Annotated in this window: 17 protein-coding genes; 8 read left to right on the top strand and 9 right to left on the bottom strand. The window is 45.7% G+C overall.

The window, feature by feature from the left end; all coding sequences use genetic code 11:
- Positions 1-228: 228 nt before the first annotated feature.
- The 4 genes from NIES593_RS08745 to def form a co-directional block, all read right to left on the bottom strand.
- On the bottom strand, positions 229-435 hold the full coding sequence (locus NIES593_RS08745) for a hypothetical protein (RefSeq protein ID WP_073599216.1): 207 nt from the start codon (positions 433-435) through the stop codon (positions 229-231).
- Between the two features lie 152 nt (positions 436-587).
- Positions 588-884 (bottom strand): RNA recognition motif domain-containing protein, encoded by a 297-nt coding sequence (locus tag NIES593_RS08740; RefSeq protein ID WP_073599215.1) that lies wholly within the window; start codon positions 882-884, stop codon positions 588-590.
- A gap of 195 nt (positions 885-1,079) precedes the next feature.
- Complete coding sequence (locus NIES593_RS08735; RefSeq protein WP_073599214.1) at positions 1,080-1,985, bottom strand: ROK family protein; 906 nt, start codon at positions 1,983-1,985, stop codon at positions 1,080-1,082.
- A gap of 134 nt (positions 1,986-2,119) precedes the next feature.
- Positions 2,120-2,650: a peptide deformylase gene (gene def, locus NIES593_RS08730; protein WP_073599213.1), complete on the bottom strand. Its 531-nt coding sequence runs from the start codon at positions 2,648-2,650 to the stop codon at positions 2,120-2,122.
- A 108-nt stretch (positions 2,651-2,758) separates the two neighbouring features.
- Here def and dnaA point away from each other — a divergent pair, with 108 nt between their 5' ends.
- Both dnaA and cysS read left to right on the top strand, forming a co-directional pair.
- Entirely contained in the window at positions 2,759-4,114 is a 1,356-nt protein-coding gene (gene dnaA, locus NIES593_RS08725; RefSeq protein WP_073599212.1) for a chromosomal replication initiator protein DnaA, read from the top strand.
- 485 nt (positions 4,115-4,599) lie between these two features.
- Complete coding sequence (gene cysS / locus NIES593_RS08720; RefSeq protein WP_073599211.1) at positions 4,600-6,060, top strand: cysteine--tRNA ligase; 1,461 nt, start codon at positions 4,600-4,602, stop codon at positions 6,058-6,060.
- Between the two features lie 14 nt (positions 6,061-6,074).
- On the opposite strand, the gene cobQ is transcribed toward cysS, so the two are convergent.
- Both cobQ and NIES593_RS08710 read right to left on the bottom strand, forming a co-directional pair.
- Positions 6,075-7,565 carry a cobyric acid synthase CobQ gene (cobQ, locus tag NIES593_RS08715; RefSeq protein ID WP_073599210.1) on the bottom strand — a complete coding sequence of 497 codons (1,491 nt, stop codon included), beginning with the start codon at positions 7,563-7,565 and terminating at the stop codon, positions 6,075-6,077.
- Positions 7,566-7,615: 50 nt separating this feature from the next.
- Positions 7,616-8,020: an Npun_F0494 family protein gene (locus NIES593_RS08710; protein ID WP_073599209.1), complete on the bottom strand. Its 405-nt coding sequence runs from the start codon at positions 8,018-8,020 to the stop codon at positions 7,616-7,618.
- Between the two features lie 88 nt (positions 8,021-8,108).
- Between NIES593_RS08710 and NIES593_RS08705 the strand changes: the two genes are divergently transcribed.
- Positions 8,109-8,546, top strand: a complete 438-nt coding sequence (locus NIES593_RS08705; RefSeq protein ID WP_073599208.1) for a peroxiredoxin — start codon at positions 8,109-8,111, stop codon at positions 8,544-8,546.
- A 532-nt stretch (positions 8,547-9,078) separates the two neighbouring features.
- Here the strand turns inward: NIES593_RS08705 and NIES593_RS08700 are convergent.
- Positions 9,079-9,834 (bottom strand): hypothetical protein, encoded by a 756-nt coding sequence (locus tag NIES593_RS08700; RefSeq protein ID WP_073599207.1) that lies wholly within the window; start codon positions 9,832-9,834, stop codon positions 9,079-9,081.
- A 761-nt stretch (positions 9,835-10,595) separates the two neighbouring features.
- On the opposite strand from NIES593_RS08700, the gene NIES593_RS08695 reads away from it, so the two are divergent.
- Together NIES593_RS08695 and NIES593_RS08690 are read left to right on the top strand one after the other, a co-directional pair.
- A complete protein-coding gene (locus NIES593_RS08695; protein WP_073599206.1) occupies positions 10,596-12,227 on the top strand; it encodes a beta-barrel domain-containing protein in 1,632 nt (543 codons plus the stop codon).
- A 134-nt stretch (positions 12,228-12,361) separates the two neighbouring features.
- A complete protein-coding gene (locus NIES593_RS08690; protein WP_217651854.1) occupies positions 12,362-12,610 on the top strand; it encodes a hypothetical protein in 249 nt (82 codons plus the stop codon).
- Between the two features lie 20 nt (positions 12,611-12,630).
- Here the strand turns inward: NIES593_RS08690 and NIES593_RS24545 are convergent, their stop codons facing one another.
- Entirely contained in the window at positions 12,631-13,632 is a 1,002-nt protein-coding gene (locus NIES593_RS24545; RefSeq protein WP_073599204.1) for a hypothetical protein, read from the bottom strand.
- 172 nt (positions 13,633-13,804) lie between these two features.
- On the opposite strand from NIES593_RS24545, the gene ilvC reads away from it, so the two are divergent.
- Positions 13,805-14,800: a ketol-acid reductoisomerase gene (gene ilvC, locus NIES593_RS08680; RefSeq protein ID WP_073599203.1), complete on the top strand. Its 996-nt coding sequence runs from the start codon at positions 13,805-13,807 to the stop codon at positions 14,798-14,800.
- Positions 14,801-15,043: 243 nt separating this feature from the next.
- Here ilvC and NIES593_RS08675 read toward each other — a convergent pair whose 3' ends face one another.
- The gene (locus NIES593_RS08675; protein ID WP_073599202.1) at positions 15,044-15,934 is read right to left on the bottom strand and encodes an alpha/beta fold hydrolase; all 891 of its coding nucleotides are present in this window, start codon (positions 15,932-15,934) and stop codon (positions 15,044-15,046) included.
- 262 nt (positions 15,935-16,196) lie between these two features.
- Here NIES593_RS08675 and NIES593_RS08670 point away from each other — a divergent pair, with 262 nt between their 5' ends.
- Both NIES593_RS08670 and gloA read left to right on the top strand, forming a co-directional pair.
- A complete protein-coding gene (locus NIES593_RS08670; protein WP_015145852.1) occupies positions 16,197-16,406 on the top strand; it encodes a hypothetical protein in 210 nt (69 codons plus the stop codon).
- 63 nt (positions 16,407-16,469) lie between these two features.
- Positions 16,470-16,835 carry a lactoylglutathione lyase gene (gene gloA, locus NIES593_RS08665; protein WP_073599201.1) on the top strand — a complete coding sequence of 122 codons (366 nt, stop codon included), beginning with the start codon at positions 16,470-16,472 and terminating at the stop codon, positions 16,833-16,835.
- Positions 16,836-16,869: the final 34 nt, after the last annotated feature.

The raw sequence follows: 16,869 nt of genomic DNA, 5'->3' as shown, positions 1-16,869 counted from the left end.
TAGCAGTAGCTACAATGCCAGATCGACCCCTAGAACTAAAGTTCTAGGCTCAAAGCCCAACTCGATTAAAATCGACTGAAATTCCGAGCGGGTCTTTTCTAGAAGACTTTTTCGCTCGGCGGGGAAATTAATGACAACTTTAATAAAAATCGCAGTTGTAATTTTGAAGCCACAAAACGGGCAAAGCTAGATGAGATAATCGATTAGAATTAATAACTTTTGTGACTTTTAGTTGGCTAGCTCGACAAAAGCATCTGGACGAAATCGGACTATGCGCGAGGCTGCATAGCGATAACGATCGCCTATGAAGACTGATAGCGTAATATTGGTCTGACCGGAATCGAGGATGTATTGCACTGTGCAAACCTGCATCTTAGTATTGAAGTAGGCAACGATGCGATCGCCAACTCGAATATCTAACGCTTGAATTTTCATGACTACTTAACCTCATTGAGACCCAAGTTTGTTGGATTGAGACACTTTCGCTATAAAAAGCGGCGCTCGATGGGGAAAAGACAAATGCTTCCACCGAACGCGATCGCCAGCCAGAGCTAAAAAGACTTTAGCCCCACAGCTTAAAATTGTCTCTAGAATCTGTTATTTCTTCGACTGCCACCAAATGAGCCTCTGTTGTTGCGGTCTTCGCGAGGTTTGGCTTTGTTGACTTTCATCTCGCGTCCCATCCATTGGGCCCCATCAAGAGCTTCAATAGCAGAATCTTCTTGAGTGAGCGTGTCCATTTCCACGAAGGCAAAGCCTCGCACGCGACCCGTTTCGTAGTCAGTGGGGAGGTGGACTCGCCTGACCGAACCAAATTCAGCAAAGACAGAATTCAGAGCTTCTTCTGTAACCTCATAAGATAGATTGCCTACATAAATTGACATAGATTATCTCCGTCGATTGAAATGGTGTAGAGATTAAGATTTCGGAGAGAATCTTGCTAAAACTAAACGGGAAAAACCTGTAAATGCGAATAACTAGCTCTGCTACCGATACTATTCTCTGTTAACCCTTTTATTCTAGCACTAAAATCTTTTGTAAAAATTTTAGCAACTATTTTGTCTTAAATATAAATATATTCACTTATTCGCTCTACCTTCTAGCATCTGCCAAGCCAACTTTGCCGCCCCTATAATGCCTGCTTGATTGCCTAATTGTGCGGTTAAAAGCTTTAACCCAACGCGGGAAGTTGGCATAACTCTTCGTTCTATTTCTGCTAAAGTTGCAGGAAAGAAAAATTCTGCACTGGCACTAACTCCGCCGCCAATAACAACCGCTTCTGGCGACAAGATATAAATCGAACTAGCCAATCCTGCCCCTAACCATCTTCCATATTCTTCCCAGAAAGCCAATGCCTCCTTGTCGCCGCCTTTAGCTAATTTTCCTAACTCAGCAGGTTCTTTGCCCGTGATGCGACGAATAGCTCGAACTGAGACGTATTGCTCTAAAGATCCTTGATTGCCGCTATTGCAGGGTGGACCATCTGGATTTAAGGTAATCAATCCCAATTCTCCGGCTGCACCTCGGTGTCCTATAAACAACTTGCGATCGAGGATGACGGCACCGCCTACACCCGTTCCCAATGTTAATAGAATCATATTGCGAAATCGCCTTCCTGCCCCCAACCATGCCTCTCCCAGTCCAGCACAATTGGCATCGTTAGCAATAATCGTTGGCAGCCCCGTTTCTTTTTCTAACCAATCTGCTAGGGGAACATCGCACCATCCTGGGAGATTAATTGCTATTTTCGCGATTCTCCCTTCGGCATCGGCGGGTCCGGGCATACCCACCCCCAAAGCGATGCATTTCTTCTCGCGGTTGAGTTGCTCTAGTGCAGCAAGAATCGCTTCTACTACTGCTTCTGGCATGGCAGGTTGGGGAGTAGCAATGGTTATGAACTCTCGACAAGTTCCATCTTTGAGAACCCGTCCGAGTTTAATCGCAGTTCCGCCTAAATCGATACCGATAACTTCGAGATTATCCACTGGTGAGAAGGTGATTGAGAGATGGGGAGTGTGAGGAGACTGGGAAATGGGGAGACAATTAACGACTAACTACTAACCACTAACAAAAGACAAATGACCAATAACCAATGACCAATCCCTAATCCAAAATCGAATTACCGGTCACTAATTATGCGTTGATATTCTTGTTCGGTAAATAGGTCTTGAGTGCTTTCTACGCGATCGAGAAAGACAATACCATCGAGATGATCTAATTCGTGTTGGAAGATTCTGGCGACAAAATCCGTCAGTTCTCGATGCTGTAAGTTGCCGTAGCGATCGCAATATTCTACTTCGACGACTTGATATCTAGGTACTAAACCGCGAATTCCAGGAATGCTGAGACACCCTTCCCAACCTTTGACCATTTCCTCCGAATGTGCGACAATTTTTGGATTGAGCATAGCTGTCGGTTCCATTGACGGCGCGTTGGGATAGCGAGGGTTAGGACGCGAGGCAACAATAAACAGGCGATAGGAGCGAGCGACTTGAGGGGCAGCAATTCCAACCCCATTGGCTGATACTGCTGTTTCTATTAGGGAATCGATTAGTGTTTGAATCGTCGCGTCTGTAGTGTTAACTACAGGTTGGGCGACTTTTCTCAAAATCGGGTTGCCTAACTGGACAATTTCTAGGGGGTCAGCCATAATCAATTTCTTTAATCAATCGGACTTAAAAATAGATAATACTATTCTCTTTTAGATATCGCTAAACTATAAGTTTCTAGTCACCGATCGCAGATCGATTTCGTGTAAATGTCCCCACAACAACTCTGGAATCAAGTTCTAGAAAGACTTCAGCTACAACTAACTCGTCCCGCTTTTGAGACTTGGATTAAGACGGCGACAGTCCAGGAGTTAACAGACAATGTTTTGGTTATTAGGGCTGCCAACCCTTTTATTCTCAATCACCTACAAAAAAACTATCTCAAAACCATTGCCGATGCGGTACGGGAAATTCTCGGCTATCCGATAGAAATTCAACTCACAGCCGCCCAAGGAGAAAATCTCGCCATTGTTGGCGATCCCGATGCTTCTCGCTTTATGCTCGATCCAGCAGATAGTTTAGCGAGCGATCGCCCGAAACCGACCAAATTAAACCCCAAATATACCTTTTCTCGCTACGTAGTCGGACCGACCAATCGTATGGCACACGCGGCTTCGCTGGCGGTTGCCGAATCTCCTGGACGAGAGTTTAATCCTCTGTTTCTCTGCGGCGGCGTTGGTTTGGGAAAAACCCATCTAATGCAAGCGATCGCCAATTATCGCCTAGAAATACACCCGAATTCCAAAATTTTTTACGTTTCTACCGAACAATTTACCAACGACCTGATTAGTGCCATTCGTCAAGATAGCATGCAAAGCTTTCGAGAGCATTATCGCACAGCCGACGTGCTCTTGGTCGATGACATTCAATTTATTGAAGGCAAAGAATACACCCAAGAAGAATTTTTCCACACCTTTAACACCTTACACGAAGCCGGAAAGCAAGTTGTCTTGGCAAGCGATCGCCCGCCCAAACGAATCCCCAGCTTGCAGGATCGTCTGATTTCTCGCTTCTCGATGGGGTTGATTGCCGATATTCAAGTCCCCGACTTGGAAACGCGGATGGCAATTTTGCAGAAAAAAGCTGAATACGAACATATGCGCCTCCCACGAGAGGTCATCGAATATATCGCTGCTAACTACACTTCCAACATTCGGGAATTGGAGGGGGCGCTAATTCGGGCTATTACCTACATTTCCATTTCGGGTTTGCCGATGACGGTGGAAAATCTTGCCCCAGTTCTCAATCCGCCGATGGAAAGGGCAGCAGCTTCTCCAGAAAGCATCTTGAATGCGGTAGCCGAGACGTTTAAAGTCTCGATAGAGGACTTGAAAGGAAATTCTCGACGGCGGGAAATCAGTATCGCCAGACAAATCGGCATGTATCTGATGCGCCAGCATACCGATCTGAGTTTGCCCAGAATTGGCGAAGAATTCGGCGGCAAAGACCATACAACCGTGATGTACAGTTGCGAGAAAATCGGTCAGCTACGGCAACAAGATCCCCAACTCAGTCAAACCCTGTCTCAATTGCTCGATCGCATTAACCTAGATAACAAAAGTTAAACTTAGCAAACATTCGCTACACTGAATTCAAGGAATAAAATATCAGAACTTGACCTTAAAATAAAAATATATGCTAATGTCGGATCAAGAAACAAAGCTCAATTTTAATGAACTACTCCAGTCCGCTACGCTGAGATTAGCGTAGTTCATTAATTTTCCATTCCGCATCACTCAAATCACTCGGATACGCTTTGCATTTGGCGTTGGCAATCTTTGGCGGGCGGCTCATCTGACAGCCCTGAATCCGACTTGTTCGCGATACAATCTTCTCTTCTGCCACTGGCTCGGCTTTCGTTTCTCTCTAGGAATCAGCTCTAAAATAAAAAATTGTTCGTCTGTTAATTGAATCGTTAATTCCAAAGGCACGGGCAATGTAGAGTTGCGGAGTCTTCCATTGTCATGGGTTTAGGATAAGATCGCGGCAGGGTTACTCTTTATACCCTATTATTGCTTATTGGCTTGAATCTGAATCTATCTACAATCCCATGACTTTAAAGCTTTACAATACGCTTACCCGTCGCGAAGAACCCTTTGAACCGCTAGAACCTGGAAAGGTGCGGATGTATTGCTGCGGCATCACGGTTTATGACTACTGCCACTTAGGTCATGCGCGGACTTGTATCGTCTGGGATGTGGTGCGTCGTTATTTGGAATGGCGAGGTTATGAAGTCAAGTACGTTCAGAATTTTACCGATATTGACGACAAAATTCTCAATCGAGCCAGACAAGAAGGAAGCTCGATGGAAGAAATCTCAGAACGCTTCATTGAGGCATATTTCGAGGATATGGAACGGCTAAAAGTCAAGAAAGCCGATGACTATCCCCGCGCGACGCATACAATTGATGGAATTGAGCGACTCGTCTGCGAGTTAGAGCAGAAAGGTTATGCCTATCGAACTAATGGAGACGTATATTATTGCGTCTGCCGATTTCCCTCCTACGGTAAGCTCTCAGGACGCAAGTTAGAAGATTTACAAGCGGGAGCAAGCGGACGAGTGGATCTCGAAGATCCTGAAAACCAGAAAAAGAAAAATCCCGCTGATTTTGCTCTCTGGAAAGCTGCTAAACCGGGAGAACCGTCTTGGGATTCTCCTTGGGGCAAAGGTCGTCCGGGATGGCACATCGAATGTTCGGCGATGGTGCGGGAGAAACTCGGCGAGACTATCGATATCCACGTTGGTGGAAGCGATCTGATATTTCCGCACCACGAAAATGAAATTGCTCAATCTGAAGCAGTAACCGGAAAACCGCTGGCACGTTATTGGATGCATAATGGCATGGTCAAGGTGGAAGGCGAAAAGATGTCTAAATCGCTGGGTAATTTCATTACCATCCGCGATTTATTAGAGAGAGTCGAACCAATGGCAGTGCGCTTATTTATTTTGCAGGCGCATTACCGCAAACCCCTCGATTTCACTGACGAAGCCTTAGAAGCAGCAACTAATGGCTGGCATACGCTTAGGGAAGGTTTGCTATTTGGACATCGCTATGGAGAGCAATTGGGTTGGAATTCAATCCAAGAGAATTCCCAGTCCAAAATTCAAAATCTCCTAGAACAGCGATTTCAAGAAGCCGTCGATAATGACTTTAATTTTGCCGGTGGATTAGCGGTTTTATTTGAAATTGCTAAAAAGTTAGTCAAGGAAGGCAATTTGCTTGTCCATGAGGGCAAAACAGAAACGCCACCGCAGGAGTTAGCGCAACAGTGGCGGACTCTAGTAGAATTGGCGCAGGTTTTGGGGCTAGAAGCCGAAGCCGAAGCAGTTAAAGAAGAGGCTACAGGCGGTTTGAGCGATGCCGAGATCGAAGACCTGATCCAAAAACGTGCCGAAGCGCGAAAAGCCAAGAATTGGGCGGAAAGCGATCGCATTCGCGACCAATTAAAAGCCCAAGGCATAGTTCTTATCGACCAACCAGGCGGCGTAACCCGTTGGCATCGTCAGTAACCAAAACGCGATCGCTATCGTTCGGACATCAGTGGGGTTAAATTGAGGTGTTCGTCAACCAAATCGGCGATCGCGTCGAGGATCGCTTCTCTCTGTTCCCGATAGTTAGCAATGCCAGTCGGCAGGGAATATAGTCCTCGTCGCTGTCTGAGATAATTCAACCAGGCACGTCGCCAAGGTCCATTGTCAAACAAACCATGGAGATAGCATCCCCAGATCGATTGGGATTCATTAACCATTCCCAGGTTGGAATCGTTAAATAACGGGTAGTAACTGGGCTTTGTCGATTTCTTAGCGGGTTCGACTATCCGCGTCATTCCCTGATGAATTTCATAGCCCACAATCGGCAAACCCGACTGGGGATAGTTAGACACCACTTGTCGCTGGCGGGCAGTTTTATCGCGGGAAATAATGGTCTCGACTGGCAAGAGATTCAATCCTGGATATTCGTCCTCATCGCTCTCAACCCGTTCTGGATCGAACACCGATTGCCCCAGCATTTGAAAACCGCCACAAATTCCCAAAACGATCCCGCCTGCATCGGCATAATCTCGGATTTTATCTGCCATGCCGCTTTCGCGCAGTGCCATTAGGTCGGTAATCGTCGTCTTAGAACCGGGAATAATCACTGCATCTGGATGTCCTAACGGTTCCTGAAGATTGACGTATTTAATCGAAACCGTCGCTTCGGCATCCAAGGGGTCGAAATCGGTAAAGTTAGAAATGCGAGGCAGGCGAACGATCGCGATCTTGACTTCTGAATTCTGTTTATAGGAACGCCTCTCCAACAAATCTAGGGAATCTTCTGCCGGAAACATCGCCTCCCTCCAAGGAATAACGCCAACGACAGGAATCTGCGTCCGTTTTTCCAGCCAGCTAATGCCCGGATCTAAAAGCGATTTAATCCCGCGAAACTTATTAATCACAATTCCTTTGATTAAAGCGCGTTCTTCGGGTTCTAGTAATTCGAGCGTGCCCACAACATGAGCAAAAGCGCCGCCGCGATCGATATCCACTACCAATAAGGTCGGCGCGTTTAAATGCTTGGCTACTCGCATGTTGGTCAGATCGCGGTGTTTGAGATTGATTTCTGCTGGGCTTCCTGCCCCTTCGCATATCAGCAAGTCATATTCTGCGCTTAACTTAGCCAAAGCGCTGGTAATGGCTTCCCAGCCCCGCTCGAAGTAATTTTCGTAGTACTCTGCGGCAGTGGTTTTTCCCACGGCTTTGCCCATCATAATCACTTGGGAAGTCATATTTCCTTGCGGTTTGAGCAAGATTGGGTTCATTTCTACTCTTGGGGTCGTCCCCGCTGCCCAAGCTTGTACCGCTTGAGCATAGCCGATTTCTCCGCCTGTTGGCGTTACGTAGGCATTCAGTGCCATGTTTTGCCCTTTAAAAGGCGCTACGTGCCAACCTTGTCGGGAGAGAATTCGGCATAAAGCTGCCGTCAGGAATGATTTTCCTGCATGGGAGGTCGTCCCCACCACCATAATCGCTTTCATTAGATCGCGCTCGAATCTACCTCAATCTATAGTACCCTTGAATTTAGTCTTCAGAAAGGTAGGCGCAACCAGCGATTAAAGGTATCGATGAGACGATCTATCCAGGAAGGTTGCGGTAAAATCCCGCCCTGTTTTTGCCATTTGTCCGTCAGTTGCCGTCCTAGCGGCGTGAGGCGAAAACTATCCGTAATGCCTTGACCGTCTACTTCCCGTCGCAGCAAACCCACATCGATCAGCCACATGAGATCTCTTTCGGCACGTCTTTCTGAAAGCGGTTTTTGACTATATCCCCGCCGCACGCCACTTTGAAGTGCGATCGCGCTAAGGGGTACGCTTTGATTTTGCATGGCGACAAACAAAGCCAATTTAAAGGGAGAACAGCACAACGCCCGTTCCGCCCGCTTGAGCGTAGGGCTTGTATAGGAGATGGATTGAATTTCTTTAGTGGATGTCATTTGAGATTTTTAACTATCTGCTTGTTGTTGAAGATATTGTAAAGTTTTATGATCTAAACTAACCGACGTGAGTTGAGGAAGAAAAATTATGGCTCTATCAGTTGGCACGATGGCACCCAACTTTACCACTATTGACGACGAGGGAAAGACGGTTTCCCTGTCTGATTTCAAAGGTAAAATGGTAGTTCTCTATTTCTACCCCAAAGACGATACGCCTGGTTGTACTAAAGAAGCGCAAAGCTTCCGGGACAACTACGAACAATATCAAGGCAAAGACATGGTGGTACTAGGTGTCAGCATGGACGACCAAGCTTCCCACAAAATGTTTAAAGAAAAATACGGACTGCCGTTCCAGTTGCTGGTCGATAGCGATGGCACAATCACTAAAGCTTACGATGTCGATGGGGGTGGCTACTCCAAGCGCGTCACCTATATTATCGATGGCGACGGCAAGATTACTTATGTTGATGAGAAAGTGAAAACTGACACTCACGCCCAAGATATTCTTGCAGCTGCTGGCTTGTAGCTAGATTTTCTAACTTTTACGTAGGGCGCAGTCTTGTGCGCCCTACTATTAAGTAAGAAATCAGGCTTCTTGCTTTTATTCGAGTAAGGGGAAAGTTGCTCCTCTTTTCCCTGCATCTATAGCATTTTTCCGAGGTTGAAGATTCCCATAACTCATGGTTCGGAAAACTTCATCAAAGCTTTACACAGCAGAGTATTAAGCCAGGGCTTAATAGAGGTATAGTGTAGTAGAAGAATACTTAAACAATACAAGAATCCAGATCGACAGCAAGCCAATAAGAAAAATTTAGATATAGGTTGGTTTTATATAAAGATTTAAATTATAAAAAATTTAGATTTAGATATAGAGACACCAAAAATCTTTCTAACACTTGCTCACGATCGATAAACCTCGACCTTTTATATCCCGCTCAAAGTCTTATTGGCAGGAAAATAGATCGATTCGTTCTCATCGAGCGATCGCGTTGGCTACTTAAGTATTATTTAGTAAGGTTAAGTAGGCAATTCCTATCGGGATTCGATGAATTAATGCATTAATTAAAGATTGCTTGCTCTAGATACCAATTTTTCCGAAAAGCGGAGAAAGACATATTATTTTTCTTTATCCGAGGCAGAAATGTCGTTTGAATTCCTGATACATGTAAGTAACAAAAAAATGAAGCGCAAGTATTAATCGCGTTGCCGTCTTTCGTATCTAAATAGTAGAGTCTTGGCAATTCTTCTCTATTCCAGTAATTGTCACTGGGTAACTTTCCTTGCGGTCTGGTCAAGTTCTCATTGCGGAAAAAAGGTAGCTGCAAGCTTTTAGTCAAAATCCGCATCAGAAACTCGTGCTGAATTGTCACGTAGAACTGAATGTCTAAAGCTCGACTCAATATCTGCGTCCCCAAAATGAGCATCATCATGATTGGTCGTCTAATTTCGGAGGGTAATTCTTGGTCGAGCGCTAGAGCAGAAAGTTCGGCTACGTTAGTAGGAGCACCAAAAAAATAATCTTGCCAGTGTTCTCTACCAAAAAAAGTTTCGCTCTTGAGGGATTTTTGCTCGGATCTGAGTTGGACATTCATGTTGCCAACTACGGAACCTTGACGCGAAACGACAACTGCATAGTCATTGCCATCGATTAAATGCTCGGTATTCCAGACTTTACGGTATACTTCTTCTGCCAGAAGCCGTCCTTTCTTGTAGAAAATATCATTCTTATCTACTAAATGGATTTCTACTTTATCGGTCAATGAGTTTTGACTTAAACCAGTCTGTTGCAGTAAATTCGCTACCGAAGATTCCATGCATTCTCTCCTTGCTACTTGACAACACAAATTAACGGAAAATCTATAGCTAAAACAGCTTTGCCTCGTGCGAATCGATCGAAGGAATCGTCGATCTCCTTAATCTTTCTCATTAAATATGCCATAAACTATCTAGCGATTGGTAAATTTTCTAACTAAATCAATAATTTTTTCCTAACGATTTTTCCCAAAAAAACCTTGACCGAGCGACAACTTTGTGGTTAACCAGTTCCATGTCTGGGAAAATTTGCTTTTTCTCTCTAAAGCAATGAGAGCGAATCCTTAAAAAGGCAACAGTTTAATTAACATACATACTTCAACATAACTCTTCGTTCTATGACAATCTTTTTGATGGTTTTTTTGATGTTTAAGTTTGTTCTTTTTGGCATCGCCGATCGACTTTAAGACAGAAATTCGTCAATGTCAACCTAAAAACAAAAAGTAAAAAAATCGATTAGAGCATAGCAGAATCAGGCAGACCCTATCTAGTAAATTTGCAATTCTTAGGGTTGTTTTTTAAAATTAAAGGCTGATTCGAGCCAAACCTAAAATGAGTCGCTCGATCGCAACAGGCTCGATCGAAAATCGGCATAAAAAAAATACAATTTATACATAGCTCGAACACTTGCAGATGCGATCGCAAACATGAACGACAAGCGAAGATTATTATTTACGATCGCCAACGATCGCGGAGGACTCTACAAGCTATCATATCGTCAGACGCTAGCATAACCCTCCTGACTCCTTTACAATAACCAATCATGAACTCATCGAATGACAAACCACCCAGCGCTAATAATCGATTCAAAAAACACCTGCTGGTAGTCGATGGAAAAAACAGGAGACCAGACGACAGCGAAACTGCATGGGAAGCAACAACCCAGGAAGCTTTTGAAACCGACGATAGCGAACGACGGGCTTCCAAAAACCGGAAACGAGAAGCAGAGCAAGTAGGGTCGAAGGATTCGCAACAGCGATCGTTCGATAGCTTGAGGATAATCGCCTGGACGCTAGTCAGCATTGCCACCCTGAGCACAGCATGGGCAACGCTCGCTCACGAGCTTCAAGTCGAACAGGCGATCTCTGCCACAGGTCAGCTAATGACTCGCGAAACGATCAAAGAAATGCAAGTTCCCGAAAATAAGGTAGTCAAAGCGGTTTTTGTCAAAGAAGGAGACCGAGTTAAGAAGGGACAGCCATTGGTAGCGTTTGACTCGTTAACTTCCTACAAGAAACTCAAATCCCTAGAAACCAAACGTCAGTTGTTCGTGCAACAGAATCGATTCTATCGTCGCGCGATCGAGCAATCGATTGAGATGGCTCAAGTAGAAGGCGCGATCTTAGGTCTGAAACTTCCCAGAGAAGCTGCCTTTTTAGTAAGAAATCGCACGGCACTGATAGCAGCCAATCAGCAGTATCAAGCTCAGACGCTCGAACCCCAGACAGACAGTGCAGAAAATCCCCAAGCGCCGCAAGCCAATCCCCAAAAAGTGCTAGCCGAGCTAGCCGTCAGACAACTGCAAGAGCAATTAGAGCAAAATCAATCGCAGCAACAACAGGCGCAAGAGCGATTAATTGCCGCTCGGCAAAGGCTCGCTCAAATTCAAGCCTTAGTGAGCGAGGGAGCGATCGCTCGCTTTGAATCCACCGAACAGGAACAAGCGGTTCGTTCGAGCGCAGACGAACTAGAACGATTGCGTATGGAGCAACAACGTTTGCAATTGTCGCTCGAACAGGCAAGGGAGCAACTAGCCAATGTGTCAGTTGCGATGAGCAACGAGAACCAAAAGCCAGCGATCGATTATCAAAAACAAATTACAGACAATAAAAAGCAGATTGCCGAAATCGACAGTCAGCTTACCAAGATCGTCACAGAAAACGAGCGGCAGATTGCCGAGCTAGAACGCCAGATCGCTCGCGTTAAGCCTACCTCAAATTCATATATCCTGAAAGCTCCGGCAGACGGAAAAGTCTTTGCACTCAAAGCTACTCCCGGCTTTGGTTCTCAGCCCGACGAGGACAACACCCTATTCAAATTGAAGTCAGACGAACAATATTTAGTCGCTGAAGTCGTAATTCCCAAGGAAGATATCGATTTCATTCAAGATGGCATGCCAGCAGAGATAAAAATCGATGCGTCTCCTTTTAGCCAGTTGGGAAATCTTCGAGGACAGGTGCTCGCCGTTGGTTCGGATGCCTTACCACCCGATGCCGTCCATCATTTCTATGGCATTCCCGCAAAAATCGGTTTAGAGCGACAAGCTCTGGCAGTGGAGCCTCAGAAGATGCCCACGCGATCGGGAATTGCTGCAACCGTTACGATTAAAATCAACAAGAAGCAAACGCTGGGAGAGGCAATCTGGCAGAAGCTGTTACCAACCAATAGCCTTTAGTTGGATTACTTGAAAACCTGTAGAAGCTTGTGAAAAAATAAGTAATTTTCGCTACAGAAAAAATCTTAAGATAAAGGTAGGGCACGGAAAGATAAACTTTGAACTACTTGAACTTCCGCAAGGGGGTGAAAGAGATGGCAAGATTGACAATGCGAGAGCGGCGAGAATTACTCAGTTATTATCTGCAACAAATAGCTGATGGCGCAACCAACTATTCCATCAGCGATTGGGCAGTCAATCGCCTGCTGTTAGAGATAATTCAGCTAGGAAAGCGAGATCTGTCCATATTTGAGGTAGTAACGAGCGATCGCGATAAATCCAAACTCCCTTTGTCCGTGAAAGAAATAGAAGAGGAATTAAAGCAAGAAAGCGTATTTACCTAATCAATCTGAAATTTGTAAATCTAAGTTGACGGAACGGGCATATCTTCTTTCATAACGCGCCACGCCGTCTGCGTGCCTTCTTTGCCAACTTTAACGAAAATCCAGCAGCCGCGTTGATAAGAATTTTGACCGGATTGACAGTGGGGTTTTACGCCGATTAATCGCTCTACCTCCTCAGTCGTCAAGATCCAGTTAGAACTATGGGCGCGTTCTAATACGCTCATGTACCAGAGAGGATCGGCGGGTTGAAAGCGAGCGGTCAAGATTTCACCTAATTTTGCCAATGATTCTGCGATCGCGGCTAGGCGATTGTCAATTTGCTGGGTAAGCGTCGCGTCAAGTGGAGGAGAGGACGGTTTAGCTTCAAGCCCAAGCATAGCATCCGGCTTGGGTGCAGGTGGAACGACCTTTTCCGGGTGGATCGGTTCTTTAATCGCTAAGTTAGCCTTCAACTGCGACAATAACTCCTTAAGTTCCTCAAGCTGCTGAGATTGCTCGCTAGCTCTCGGAGTCGTTTCTTGGATTTCTTGCTCTTGGGGAGGCTCAAAAGCACCGACTTGTTTTAAATCCCGACTTAGTTCTGCTGCCAGATTTCCCAAAAAATGAGCGGTTTCCTGTTCTCCTCTGGCTGCCATCTGAGCGGCGACTTGTTTCATCACCTTCACTAACTCAGGATCGATTAACTCTTTGTTAGCTGCCAAAAGCTCTGCTTCCATTCCCTTGGGACAATTGAGTAGCGCCTGAATGAGCTGGAGATAGGCTTGGGTCTTCTCGTCGAGGTTTTGGGGGCGAGCAGCTTGCGATAGGACGTGGGCTAATTGTGCCTCCCAATGGCGCAAAAATTTAGCTGCTTGCGAGTTGCCCTCTGCTGTCAGTTGGGAAGAGACTTGTTCCATGACCTGCAACAATTCGGGATTTACCAGGTCTTCATGTTGCTGTAGTAGCGTCCACTCTTCTCCTTTAGGACAATTTAGCAGCTCTTGAATCAAATTCAAATAAGCTTTGAGGCTTTGTTGGTTCATCGGTGCGATGCCTCCGTAATGCTGCTATTATTATTTTCTCTTGACATCGACGCGACTGGGCAGTCACCGTTATATATGTATAAGTTGGAGTCCATCTGCGGCAAATGGCTCGAATTTAAGGTAAGATTATAAGTTTGCAGAACGACACTACTTGGAAGAAGGAGACAGCCTCATGCCTCGGATGTATTACGACGAAGATGCCAATTTAGACCTACTTGCTGGGAAAACGATCGCGATTATCGGCTACGGTTCCCAAGGTCACGCCCACGCCCTCAATCTCAGAGATAGCGGCATGAACGTCATCGTGGGGCTGTACCCCGGCAGTAAATCCGCTAAAAAAGCCGAAGCTGAAGGATTAACGGTTTATAATGTCGCTCACGCAGCTTCATCGGCTGACTATATTATGATTTTGCTACCCGATGAGGTACAGAAAACGATTTACAAACAAGAAATCGAACCTTATTTAACTGACGGCAAAGTCTTGTTATTTGCCCACGGCTTTAATATTCATTTTGGGCAAATCGTTCCGCCAGCGGGAGTAGACGTGGTGATGGTTGCGCCGAAAGGACCCGGACATTTGGTACGGCGCACTTACGAACAAGGAGAAGGCGTTCCTTGTTTGTTTGCAGTTTTTCAGGATGCTTCCGGTCAAGCTCGCGATCGCGCTATGGCATATGCTAAAGGAATCGGCGGTACCCGTGCGGGCATTCTCGAAACTACCTTCCGAGAAGAAACCGAAACCGATTTATTTGGCGAGCAAGCAGTTCTGTGCGGCGGCTTGACGGCTTTAATTAAAGCCGGATTTGAAACTCTTGTCGATGCTGGCTATCAGCCGGAATTAGCCTATTTTGAATGCCTTCACGAAGTCAAACTGATTGTCGATCTCATCGTCGAAGGCGGTTTGGCAAAAATGCGCGATAGCATTTCCAATACCGCAGAGTACGGCGATTATACCAGAGGTCCTCGCATCATCACCGACGAAACCCGCGCCGAAATGCGGAAAATTTTACAAGAAATTCAATCCGGTCAGTTTGCTCGCGAATTCGTCTTAGAAAATCAAGCAGGCAAACCGGGATTTACCGCCATGCGCCGTCAAGAAGCCGAACATCCCATCGAAGAAGTTGGCAAAGACTTGCGCGCTATGTTCAGTTGGCTCAAAGAAAGATAATTGAATTGGCGATTGGGAATTGGTAAGCTCATCCCTCGGTGTGGCTACGAGGGATGGGAGCGTCATTGGTCATCGATCGTCTGTCATTGGTACAAATGACGAAGGACAAGTGATAAAAGACAGTAGTGTGAGCGTCTCGCTTACCTACGGCAAGACACAAACAAGACGCAGAGCGCCCCTTCAGAACAAGCGAAGGAGCTTTCGCCCTACATGCCATTTTCTCAATCATCTAGGATTGCCATATCATCTACGAGATAGCCACTGCAAGATCGCTTGATTGACTATTTCAGGCTTTTCATCTTGAGGGCAGTGCCCTGCATTCGGAATGGGATAAACTTCTACATCGCGACCGTTTTGAGCGAATTCTTGGTAAATTTTTGCACCTGAGATGGGAGTCCAGGGATCGTTTTCTCCCCACAACACCAGTAAAGGCTGCTGCACCCGTGGCAATAATTCCCCCGGAGTCGGACCTGCAGGTGCAGTTAAAACGGCAGCAAACACCTGTTGAGCGCCGGGATCGCACGAGGGTTCGTAGAGCATATCTACTAATTCATCTGTTACTGCCGCGCGATCGCTATAGACTTGGAACAGAGTGTTGCGAATGCGATGTTTCTGACGAATATTGTCAAAAATAAACTTGCCCGTCAGCGGCGAACTCACTAGCTTGGTAAAAATTCCCATTACCAATCGCAAGGGAGGATTTAATTCATCTGGACGGTGATTGAGTCCTCCCGCACTGTTAATTAACACGCCACCTGCTGCAATTTCTGAATATTCTGCCATGACCTGCAAACAGAGCAAACCGCCGATAGAGTTTCCTACTAATACCGTCGGTTCTTGAATGTGCGCTTCCCAAAAATCTCGAATTTGTTGTCCCCAAAGTTCTACCGTATATTCTCGTGCTGGTTTATCCGAACCCCCAAATCCCAATAAATCCAGGGCAAATACGCGATAACCTGCCTCAGCGAGGACGGGAAGATTTTTCCGCCAATGTCCGATAGAGGCACCAAAGCCATGAATCAGCAGCAATGGCTGTCCGTCTCCCATGACAGTGTATCGAATTTTGTTTCCTTCCCAAATCCAAGTCAGCTTTTCAAAAGCAGTAGGTGATAGGTGTTGAGCGATCGTTTGCATTTTGAATTTTGAATTGACCGATTGACCGTTAAGTTTCTTAAACTCTCTTTGATGATACAAGAATTCACGGGGGATGCTATCTGTCGATAGAAAAGAGCAGTAATGGTAGAGATGGCATTAGAGGTCAAGACAGTAATAATACGATCGTTTTTATAGTATTAGGTCGGGAATGGGTGTAGAAGTCGATTTAGTTGCCGTTTGCTCTTTTACTGGCTATACTGCCGAGCAGAGGGCAACTTTTAAACGAGCGAATTTATCGTGAATGCAGTTAATTATTCTCATTGCTGCCCTTATCGTTAGTTGGCTGATATTTACCTGGTTGGTTAAGGTATTGAAAGCCAGTATCGGTACGGCATTTTCTATTGCGATCGTCGTTCTGATTTTACAGCTAGCCTTTGGGATCGCTCCCCAAGAACTTTGGCAACAAATCATTGACCTTCCGCAAGCGATTCAACAGGTTTTTAGCAAGTAAGGCGACGGGTTTGTCAAAATAGGGAGAAGAGAAGACACACGCTAAGGAGCTAAAGATCGACTCATGCGAGTTCTACATACCATGTTGCGCGTTGGCAACCTAGAAGAGTCCCTAAAGTTCTATTGCGACGTTCTGGGAATGAAATTGCTGCGTCAGAAAGACTATCCGGGCGGACAGTTTACCTTAGCTTTTGTGGGGTACGGCGACGAAGCAGACACTACGGTCATCGAATTGACCTATAACTGGGGAGTTGATAAGTATGACCTGGGGAATGCTTACGGTCATATCGCGCTCGGAGTTGATGATATTTACGCAACCTGCGAGAAAATTAAAGAGCGTGGCGGTAAAGTGACGCGGGAACCCGGTCCGATGAAACATGGTTCGACGGTAATTGCCTTTGTAGAAGACGTGCGATTCGTTGTTAGCTGAATCACGGTAATCAGCCCGTACATAAGCTAACCAA

Source organism: Hydrococcus rivularis NIES-593, from assembly GCF_001904635.1.
In the GTDB taxonomy this organism is placed as follows: domain Bacteria; phylum Cyanobacteriota; class Cyanobacteriia; order Cyanobacteriales; family Microcystaceae; genus Hydrococcus; species Hydrococcus rivularis.
The sequence above is the reverse complement of the archived record's forward strand: the minus strand, read 5'-3'. Positions and strand labels throughout refer to the sequence as shown.

Coding starts and splice junctions, on each gene's coding strand:
- NIES593_RS08675 (WP_073599202.1), bottom strand. CDS start 15,934: ATGCAAACGATCGCTCAACACCTATCACCTACTGCTTTTGAAAAGCTG.
- NIES593_RS08695 (WP_073599206.1), top strand. CDS start 10,596: ATGAACTCATCGAATGACAAACCACCCAGCGCTAATAATCGATTCAAA.
- NIES593_RS08740 (WP_073599215.1), bottom strand. CDS start 884: ATGTCAATTTATGTAGGCAATCTATCTTATGAGGTTACAGAAGAAGCT.
- NIES593_RS08700 (WP_073599207.1), bottom strand. CDS start 9,834: ATGGAATCTTCGGTAGCGAATTTACTGCAACAGACTGGTTTAAGTCAA.
- dnaA (WP_073599212.1), top strand. CDS start 2,759: ATGTCCCCACAACAACTCTGGAATCAAGTTCTAGAAAGACTTCAGCTA.
- NIES593_RS08670 (WP_015145852.1), top strand. CDS start 16,197: ATGCAGTTAATTATTCTCATTGCTGCCCTTATCGTTAGTTGGCTGATA.
- NIES593_RS24545 (WP_073599204.1), bottom strand. CDS start 13,632: ATGAACCAACAAAGCCTCAAAGCTTATTTGAATTTGATTCAAGAGCTG.
- def (WP_073599213.1), bottom strand. CDS start 2,650: ATGGCTGACCCCCTAGAAATTGTCCAGTTAGGCAACCCGATTTTGAGA.
- cysS (WP_073599211.1), top strand. CDS start 4,600: ATGACTTTAAAGCTTTACAATACGCTTACCCGTCGCGAAGAACCCTTT.
- NIES593_RS08705 (WP_073599208.1), top strand. CDS start 8,109: ATGGCTCTATCAGTTGGCACGATGGCACCCAACTTTACCACTATTGAC.
- NIES593_RS08690 (WP_217651854.1), top strand. CDS start 12,362: ATGGCAAGATTGACAATGCGAGAGCGGCGAGAATTACTCAGTTATTAT.
- ilvC (WP_073599203.1), top strand. CDS start 13,805: ATGCCTCGGATGTATTACGACGAAGATGCCAATTTAGACCTACTTGCT.
- gloA (WP_073599201.1), top strand. CDS start 16,470: ATGCGAGTTCTACATACCATGTTGCGCGTTGGCAACCTAGAAGAGTCC.
- cobQ (WP_073599210.1), bottom strand. CDS start 7,565: ATGAAAGCGATTATGGTGGTGGGGACGACCTCCCATGCAGGAAAATCA.
- NIES593_RS08745 (WP_073599216.1), bottom strand. CDS start 435: ATGAAAATTCAAGCGTTAGATATTCGAGTTGGCGATCGCATCGTTGCC.
- NIES593_RS08710 (WP_073599209.1), bottom strand. CDS start 8,020: ATGACATCCACTAAAGAAATTCAATCCATCTCCTATACAAGCCCTACG.